We start from the raw sequence: 9,916 nt of genomic DNA on the forward strand, positions 1-9,916 counted from the left end.
AAACTGATGAAAAATATTTTATATAGCACTTGTTTATTGATGATGCTGGTGATGAGCAGCTCCTGCAACAAATGGCTTGATCTTCAACCTCGAGATGGGATTACCAGACAGGAATTCTGGAAAACGAAAGAAGATGTTTTAGCAGCAGTTTCTGGTTGTTATACCTCTTTACTGGCGCCTCCTCCGGGTATTGGCGATAAATCTTTATTGGAGTACATGTTTATGTATGGCGAGCTTAGGGCAGATATGATTGCAGCCGGGCCTAGTATTACAACAGAAGAAACGGATATTATCAATGTAAATATTACCCAGGATAATACAACAGCAAGATGGGCAGCATTTTACCGAACCATTAACTATTGCAATACGGTACTCGATTTTGCGCCTGGTGTTAAAGCTACCGATCCCACTTTTACCGATGCAGCATTGAACGGTTATGTGGCCGAAGCGCTTACATTAAGAAGTCTCATGTATTTTTACCTGTTGCGCACTTTTAGAGATGTACCCTTAAAATTAACAGCCACGGTAAAAGATACCGATTTACAGGATCTGCCGAAAACCAAACAGGCCGATATTTTAAAACAGATTGTTGCCGACTTAAAAAAAGCAGAGCAGGGCGCGGTTACCACTTATGGTAGCACAAGATTTGATAAGGGTAGAGTGACCAAATTTACCGTAAATGCGTTGCTGGCCGATGTGTACCTGTGGATGGAAGATTATCCGAACTGTATTACCGAGTGTAATAAAATCATCAACTCGCAAAGATTTGCCCTGGTTGGTGCAGGTTCTGGCTGGTACAATAATGTGTTTTTTAAAGGCTCATCCATCGAAACCATATTTGAATTTGACCAGGCGATTGAAAACCCATTTTATACTTTATTGGTAAATACAAGACGACGTTTTATAGGTTCCCCGTTTTTGAGTACCGAAATCTTTATTCCAGATGACGTTGATCCGGATAATAACTATGATATCAGACCTGGCTCTTATTATAATGCGGCTTTTACCATTCAAAAGTATGGTACGGAAAATCCTTCTTACGTAAAATGGCAGGCATATCGTTATTCAGATATCATGATGATTAAAGCCGAAGCTTTGGCCTTAACCGGAGGTGGTGTAGAAGCTTTGGCATTGGTTGATGAACTGAGATTAAGGCGTAATGCTGTAAATGCTACAAAAGTTACTGTAGATCCTTCAGAAACTGAAGCTTTGTGCGATTATATTTTGGCCGAACGTGCCAGAGAATTTGCTTTTGAAGGCAAAAGATGGTTCGACCTTTTACGCCATGCCAAGCGCAATAACTATAGCCGTATTGATATTCTGTTAGATCTTGCAGCTAAAACAGTATCGCCTACGCTTCAACAATCGGCCATTACCAAATTTAGAGATCCCAATAGCCATTACCTGCCGATTTATCAGAGCGAGTTATTTACAGATCCTAATCTTGTACAAAATCCATTTTACACTAAATAGAATAAGTGATATGAAAGTGAAATTAGACATCCGAAACATTACCTATTTGGTTATACTCAGCGCATTTATAATTTTCGTGATTAATGCCTGTAAAAGAGAAAGTTTAACATTAAGTACTACTGATGATGTAAACATTACCGGATTTTTGGAGAAAAATCCTGAAAAATTTTCTTTGTTTACCCAAATTTTAGAAAGATCGGGTACAAAAGGTTATTTGGCCGCATATGGTAAATACACCATGTTTACGCCTGATAATAATGCAGTTAACGATTGGTTGAAAAGTTTAAATAAAACAGCGGTAGACCAATTATCAGCTGCAGAACTGAAAGACGTTGTTCGTTTCCATGTTTTGCCAGATACTGTTGCTACAGGCAAATTTACCGACGGTAAGTTAACCCAGATCACCCTTTATGGTCAGTATCTGCAAACTGGTGTTACTTTTAAAGATGGTGTAAGTAGTTTTATCATCAACAAACAGGCACTCATTACCCAATCTAATGTAAGGGTAGGTAACGGTATTATCCACGTTATCGACCATGTTTTAATACCATCAACCAAAACATTGGCAGCAAGTATAGAAACGAACAACAGGTATAGTATTTTTACGCAAGCCTTAAAAGAAACCGGATTCTATGATTCGTTGAATTATGTGCAATCGGCTATTCCTGATACTACCCGTCGTTTTCAAACGGTAATTCTCGAATCCGATTCGGCAATACAAGCTGCTGGTTTTAGCAATTATGCGGCCTTAAAAGCCAAACTGTCTAAAACGGGTAATCCAAAAAGCCATACCGATAGTTTGTGGATGTATGTGGCATACCATATTTCTACAGGTGCAAGTTATACACCTGATATTGTTTCTTCACCTTCGTTATCTACTTTGGTGCCTAGTGAAATTGTAACCACAAAATTAGTTGGAACGAAAATCTTATTAAATGATGATGAGTTTAATGGTGTGATTGAGCCCGGAGTAGAAGTAAACAGAACTTTCAGTAATGTTACTACATCCAATGGGGTTTTACACGAATCGAAAGGTTTTTACAAAATTAAACCGAGGGTGCCTACGGGTGTTTTCTTCGATATAGGCGATCAACCGGAATTAAAATTATTAGCGGCCTGGCGTGCGCCCGGACAAACCATTCAGCTTTTACAAAACGGAAAATTGATTACAGCAGGTATTAGGCTCGATGCTTACCGGTCAAATACAATTGGTCCTGTTTATGCTGTTTCCTCAACGCCAATCGGTGCATCTGATGGGAGGAGTTATGCCAACAGAGATGTAATTCAATTTAACCCGACCACCAGTAATACTGCACGTTCGATCTGGATGGAAATCAGAACACCTATGCTGGTAAAAGGTAAATACAAAGTTTGGATCTGTTACACCTACAATGGCTCCGGACCGCTTACACAGGTTGGAGTAGATGTAGGAACAACACAAGAGCAGTTATTACCAAATTTGGTCGATTTTGCGCAAACATTAGGCAGTTCTGGTGTACCTACTGCTAATGCTGCTTTGCCTTCTGCAGATGGGTTAATGTTAACCAACGGCTTTAAACGCTATATGGCTACCACAGCAGATGTAAGTAACGGTGTAAATGGTTTACAGCCTATCTCACAGAATAATTTATGGTCGGTTATGGTCGGGAAATTGGCTGGGGTAGTAGATATTAAAACAACTGATAAACACTGGGTTAGGTTTACTACGCTGCGTGGTAATGGAAGTGGAATTATGAATATGGATATGATTCATTTTATTCCAATTGATGATGATCAGAACTATCCAAGATTTAGTCCGTCGGGCCTGATTTATAAACGTCCATAACTAATTGAGCCATAGAACTAAAAATATAAGTAATGACTAGAAAATATATAATATACGTTGCCCTGCTCAGTATCGGTACAGTTTTATATTCCTGTAAAGATAGCCTGGAACTTCATAACGAGCTTACCAATGTAGATAACAGTTTAGATCTTGCACAAAAGCTAGATGCCCAGGCGAACCTCAGTATTTTTAACGGTTATGTTAAAACTACGGGCTATGATAAGGTGCTTGCGGGTGCTCAAAATTATACGGTTTGGGCACCAACCAATCAGGCTTTAGCCAGTTTAGATGCAGCAATTGTTTCTGATCCGGCAAAATTAAAAGATTTTGTTGCCAACCATATTGCATTATCTACTTTCCCATTAAACAAAGGGGGCGATACTACAAGGTTGAAACTGCTTAATAATAAGTTTGGTGTTTTTACCAGCACTAAATTTGAAGAAGGCACTGTTTCGGCTGCTGGCCAGTTTGTAAAAAATGGGGTATTGTATACCATAGATCAGGCTGTTCCAACCAAACAGAATATTTGGGATTATATGCTAAGCAGTACTGATGGTGCTTTGCAAAAAAACTACATTAATAACCTGTCGATTACCGTTATCGATACCGCAAACGCTACTGTTATTGGTTATAATACATTGGGTAATCCGATTTTTGCACCCAATCCGCCAATGATATCCAGGAATACTTACTGGGTAAATATAGCCGATCTGAGAGACGAAAGTCAGCAATACACTTATTTTATATTGCAGGATGCCGCTTTTACAGCCGAATCGGCAAAACTTTCAACCTATTATCCAAGTATAAATCCGAATTTGAATGCTTCCTACTTTTTGGTGAAAGATTTAACCGTTAAAGGTGTTTACCCGATTGAAAAATTGCCAGATACACTGATTTCTTTACAAGGCGTAAAAGTGCCGATCAATAAGGCTAATATTATCCGTTCCTACAGCGCCAGTAACGGGATGGTGCATGTTGTAAATGCGCTGCCTTTCCGTTTAAAGGATAAAATACCCGAATTTAAAATAGAGGGTGAAAAACCACAGTCCATTAGTGCTGCACGTACGCTTTTATACCGAACAAAACTCGATAATTTAGGGAAAACCTTTAACGATATCGAGGTTTATGACCATAAGTATGCCGAATTTGGTGTGTTTTATACCAAAGCCAATTTACCCGTGGTAAAATATAAAGTTTACGCAAGGGCCATTTCTGGTTTGCCCGGCGACCCACAGGTTGCAGCATTTACGCAGCGTTATTTCTTTTTTAACCCTGCCACAGTAAGTTATACTTTGTTTTATACCCATCTGGTAAACCCCTTAACCTATAACGAAACCTACTTAGGAGAATATACGCCAGCACAGTTTGGCAATTTTCAGGTGAGGTTAACCGCTGCAAACAGTACGAATGTAAATGTAAGTACGCTCATATTGGATTATCTCCGCTTCGAACCAGTTTTACCTTAATTATGAATCTTGCTTTCAAAAAAAATACTATGTATAATTTTACAACGATAAAAAAAGTTTGGGGCATATTGCTTTGCTTACTGGTGTTTGGCTTAGCTGCACAAGCACAGGAAGTAGATTCGATGAAAACCGAAACAGATACCACTACCGTAAAAGTAAAGGCCCGCGCAGTTAAGGGCGAAAGAATAAAGGGTGTTGTGCTCGATGGAAATACTAATAAGCCTTTAGTGGGTATTAATATTACAGTTACTGGTTTTAACGCCGCCATTACCGACGAAAAAGGAAGATTTACCGTAGTGGTACCTGATTACAAGGCCAGTATTATTATTTCTGGTAATGGTTTCCAAACCAAGGTACTACCGGTTTACAAAGATAAAGAGATCAGAACTAAACTTTACCCGTTATCATTTACTTCTGTTTACAATGAGGTAGTTACACCAACAGGCACAATTTCTCAGGCAAGGGCAATACCCGCCATCAGTAATGTGAGTTTGCAGGGTAACTGGGCCAGTAATTCTGAAAGTGTAATGAGTTACGTTCAGGGCAGGGCCGCAGGGGTTAAAGTTACCAGGCGCTCAGGAACGCCCGGAGTAGGCGCCGATGTACTCATCAGAGGGTTTAATTCTTTGTATGCTACAAATCAGCCTTTATATGTGGTTGATGGGATGATTTTCGATGCCAATAATTACGGTACATCGCTCATTAAAGGCCATGTTAACAACCCGCTTCAATTTATCGATGTTCGGGATATTGAAAACATCAGTATTATTAAAGATGCGGCTTCGGCAGCAACTTATGGGGTAAAAGCGGCAAATGGAGTCGTATTAATTACCACTAACCGTGCACACGATCTGGCTACCAATATCGATTTTTCTGGTTACGCAGGTTTTAATTTCAAACCTAAAAACTTACCTGTTATGGGGACTTCTGATTATAGGTTATATCTTTCCGATATTTTAAAAAGTCAGGGGTTAAGCAATAGTGCCATTGCCGCAAAACCTTATATGAACGATAGTCCAACCAATCCCGATTATTTTAAATACCATAACGAAACCAATTGGCAGAAGGAGGTGTTAAAAAGCAGTTTCGATCAGAACTATTTTTTAAAGGTAACCGGTGGTGATAATATTGCCAAGTATGCATTGTCTGCTGCTTATGCCAGAGATAGGGGGGTAATTGATAGTACTGATAATTTAAAATACAGTACAAGGTTTAATAGCGATTTAAACCTGACTAAAAAACTACAGGGAAGCACTAGTTTATCGTTTACCTATACCGAACAGCGTTTAAAAGATCAGGGAATTGCTCCTGTAACCAATCCGCTGTTTTTAGCTTTGGTTAAATCGCCTTTTATGGCCAGGAATGAAATAAATTCAACTGGGGCAGTTTCACCGAATTTAGCGGATTATGATACCTTACAGGTGAGTAATCCAAGAGCTTTAATCGAGAAAGGACAAAATTTAAAAAAGGCTTATCGGTTTTATGGAAACATCAATTTCGATTTTACTTTCAACAAAAACTTTAAACTATCTAACCTAAGTGGTGTAACTTACGATAAAACACAGGAAACACTTTTTATTCCAAGAAAAGGGGTAACCAACGATACACTTTCCAACTATGTAGGCGATAGTCGTTTAGGTACACAGGTAGGAAGGTTTTTTAATGTGTTTAACGATCTGCGCTTAACTTACGATCAATCTTTCGGTTCATATAGTAAATTACATGCAATTGTTGGTACACGCTATTCACAGAGCGAAAGCGAACAGGATTATGCGTTGGGTTTTAACTCTGCAACAGATGAATTGATCAGCATTGGGAACAGTAATGCAGCTTTTAGAACATTTGGTGGTGATATTGGGAAATGGCGTACGCTAAACAATTACCTGTCTGCCAATTATAGCTACGCTGATAAATACCTCGTTAATTTTTCGATGGCTGTAGACGGTTCTTCACGTTTTGGTGCAAAGGCCGATCAGGGTTTCTTAAACTTCGATGATGGTTTGAGGATTAATGGAAGCCGTTATGCCGTTTTACCGGCTGTTGGTGCTGCCTGGGTAATCTCTTCCGAGAAATTTATGCGCAATTTACACCGCGTTGACCTTTTGAAATTAAGAATGAGCTATGGTTTGGTTGGAAATGATGATGTAGGGAATTATACCGCCAGAAAATATTATACCTCTCAAAATGTATTGGGCATCAGGGGGATCGTAACCGGCAATTTTGCGAATCCGAATCTACAATGGGAAACCGTTCGCAAGTTTAATACGGGTATTGATGGTTCCTTTTTTAGCGAACGTCTAAGCATCAGTTTAGATTATTGGAGAAACAGCACCAAAAATATGTTAAGCTATCAATTGCTGAGCGTTGTTACCGGTACGGCTTCTTTTATCAACAATAATGGTGGCATGCAGACAAATGGTTTAGATTTAGCCTTAAACGGCCGGATTTTAAATGAAAAACTAAAATGGGATGCGGGTTTAACCATCGGTACATCAACCAATAAAATTACCAGTTTACCTGATGGAAATTCAGTTATAACCAGTTATGCAGGTGGTGCTTATATCAGCCAGGTTGGTCAGTCGGCCAATCAGTTTTACGGTTATAAAACCAATGGTGTTTTTGCAACCAATGCAGAGGCCGCTGCCTCAGGTTTATCTAGCCGCAACAGTTTAGGAGCACTGGTGCCATTTACAGGGGGAGATGTAAGGTTTACCGATAGCAATGGCGATAAGATCATTGATGATGCCGACCGCACCGTTATTGGTAATCCTAATCCGGATTTATTTGGAAGCTTTAACAACACCTTCACCTACAAAAACTGGAGTTTAGATGCTTTAATCACCTTTGTTAGTGGTAACGATATTTACAATTATACCAGGGCTCAATTAGAATCAGGAAGCACTTATTACAACCAAACGCCAAATATTGGCAACAGGTGGAGAGGTGATGGACAAGTTACATCGGTACCAAAAGCTACTTATGGCGATCCGGTAGGGAACGCCCGTTTTTCTGACCGCTGGATTGAAGATGGTTCTTACTTACGTTTGCGAACCGTTAATGTAACTTATAATGTACCCTTAAAACTGAAAGCCATTAAGTACGCAAAAATTTACGCTACGGCTAATAACCTGTTTACAGTAACCAATTATTTAGGTTATGATCCTGAATTTAGTAACTCAGGAAGCTTATTTAGCCAGGGTATAGATACTACACTTGAGCCGCAGTTCAGATCGTTTCAGCTAGGTGTTAGAGTTGGATTATAATTAAGAAAGATATACTCATGAAAATGAACATAAATAAAAAAATTGCATCCCTTTTACTGTTGGGGATTTTATCGGCAGGTTCGTGGTCTTGCAAAAAAATGCTTGATGTACCTACCGAAGATAAATTGGATAGTGTAAATGCTTTTAAAACAGTATCTGATGCAGATGCGGCGGTTGTTGGTATTTACGGCCAATTTTTGGGCCTGGAAAAACTGTATGTCCTGCAGAACGAACTGCGTGGCGATCTAGTGGATGTGACCTCCAGATCAAGTGCCGATCTGCAGGAGTTATCATCACATACCGAAACAAAAAACAATCAGTATGTAGACCCAAGACCATATTATCAGGTGATTGTGAATTGTAACGATGTGCTCAAAAACTTTAAAATGATGGTCGATGATCGCCGGATGAGTGTTGATGATTACAACAAACGCTATTCAGATATTGCCACATTAAGGAGCTGGATTTACCTGCATTTAGGTATTCAATATGGCAGCGTACCTTATATCACTGATGCGATAGAAACGGTAGATGATTTAAAAAAACTGGCCAATTACCCAAAAACACCATTCGATCAGCTCCTGGATAAATTAATCACCTTTAACGAGAGCCTGCCCTATAAAGAAGCTTATGCTTATCCAACAGGCACATCATTATTGGTAACCATTGATGGGAATTATACCCAAAAACTGTTTGCATCAAAGGCTTTCCTGTTGGGCGATCTTTACCTGTGGAAAGGCAATTATATTAAAGCAGCCGAAAATTATGCCAAGCTGATGAATGCCGAAAATGGCAATGCGAATGATAACTTTAGGTTTAACTTTTACAAAATCAATAACTCTGGTGATGTAGCTTATGCCAATTTAGCCGTTCTGTTTAGTAGAAGTGGGCAAGATGCCAGTAGTTTGATAAATAGTTTAGATGCAGGTTGGCGTGCTATTTTTGCCTTGCCAACCACATCGAACCCATGGAGCACTGAGTGGTTATGGGCCATGCCTTATAATACCGCTTTTAAACCTGTAAACCCAATGATTGATTTGTGTTCGCCACTTAAAAGCTATCAGATAAAACCTTCGCAGGCTATAAAAGACTTGTGGAATAGCCAGGTCACCACTAGCGGCGTTCCTTTCGATCCGAGGAGCAAATTATCCTTCAATGCTTCTGCCATGGGCGATGAAATTACCAAACTAACCGATAATGGCGGTAAGTGGGGCATTTACAGGGCGCCTTTATTGCACCTGCGTTTTTCGGAAGCTGCTAATAGAGACGGACAGACCAAATTGGGCTGGGCATTGCTAAACACGGGGATCAGGAATACCTATTATGTAGGTACCATTACTGCCGGAGCACAGGCCCCTGTTTCAGTAGCTGAATTAAATACGATGATTACCCCTTATCCGCAAACCTCACCTTATTATTTCGATGCCAGAAAAAATAACGATGTTTCGGGTACCTGGTACCGTAATTGTGGCATTAGAGGTAGGGCAGTAGTAAATGCGATCGATGTAAGCTATCAGACGGATATGATAGGCTTAGAAGGCAAATTAATTGATGAGGCCGCATTGGAACTTGCTTTTGAAGGTAACCGCTGGCCTGATTTGGTCCGTATTGCCCGAAGACAGAATAACCCAGCCTTTTTAGCAGATCGGATTTACCAAAAACTGTTAAAAGCAGGCAACCCTAATGCAAGCCTTACCAGGCAAAAATTAATGGATCCGGCCAATTGGTATCTGCCGTTTGATTGGAAATAAAAGGTTGTAATGAAGCTGTATCATAAATGTAATTGTCATCCTGAAGAGTAATTTATTTTATAAATTAATATAAATGACAGGAAATATTAATGGAGATAAATCGCCTCAAAGTATCGTCATTGCGAGAAGGCTTTTTCA

The 9,916-nt window shown here is 39.6% G+C and carries 5 protein-coding genes; all 5 read left to right on the forward strand.

Annotated elements, in window-relative coordinates; genetic code table 11:
- Positions 1 to 6 precede the first annotated feature (6 nt).
- Genes AC07VK_RS22415 through AC07VK_RS22435 form a run of 5 tightly spaced genes read left to right on the forward strand, consistent with a single transcriptional unit; the run spans position 7 to position 9,778 of the window.
- Positions 7 to 1,473, forward strand: a complete 1,467-nt coding sequence (locus tag AC07VK_RS22415) for a RagB/SusD family nutrient uptake outer membrane protein (RefSeq protein WP_492955071.1) — start codon at positions 7 to 9, stop codon at positions 1,471 to 1,473.
- Positions 1,474 to 1,483: 10 nt separating this feature from the next.
- Positions 1,484 to 3,298 carry a fasciclin domain-containing protein gene (locus tag AC07VK_RS22420; protein ID WP_492955072.1) on the forward strand — a complete coding sequence of 605 codons (1,815 nt, stop codon included), beginning with the start codon at positions 1,484 to 1,486 and terminating at the stop codon, positions 3,296 to 3,298.
- 32 nt (positions 3,299 to 3,330) lie between these two features.
- A complete protein-coding gene (locus AC07VK_RS22425; RefSeq protein WP_492959626.1) occupies positions 3,331 to 4,764 on the forward strand; it encodes a fasciclin domain-containing protein in 1,434 nt (477 codons plus the stop codon).
- A gap of 29 nt (positions 4,765 to 4,793) precedes the next feature.
- Positions 4,794 to 8,027: a SusC/RagA family TonB-linked outer membrane protein gene (locus AC07VK_RS22430; protein WP_492959625.1), complete on the forward strand. Its 3,234-nt coding sequence runs from the start codon at positions 4,794 to 4,796 to the stop codon at positions 8,025 to 8,027.
- A gap of 23 nt (positions 8,028 to 8,050) precedes the next feature.
- Positions 8,051 to 9,778: a RagB/SusD family nutrient uptake outer membrane protein gene (locus AC07VK_RS22435; RefSeq protein WP_494939831.1), complete on the forward strand. Its 1,728-nt coding sequence runs from the start codon at positions 8,051 to 8,053 to the stop codon at positions 9,776 to 9,778.
- Positions 9,779 to 9,916 lie beyond the last annotated feature (138 nt).

The sequence above is a fragment of the Pedobacter sp. GW821-FHT01D05 genome, from assembly GCF_059422505.1.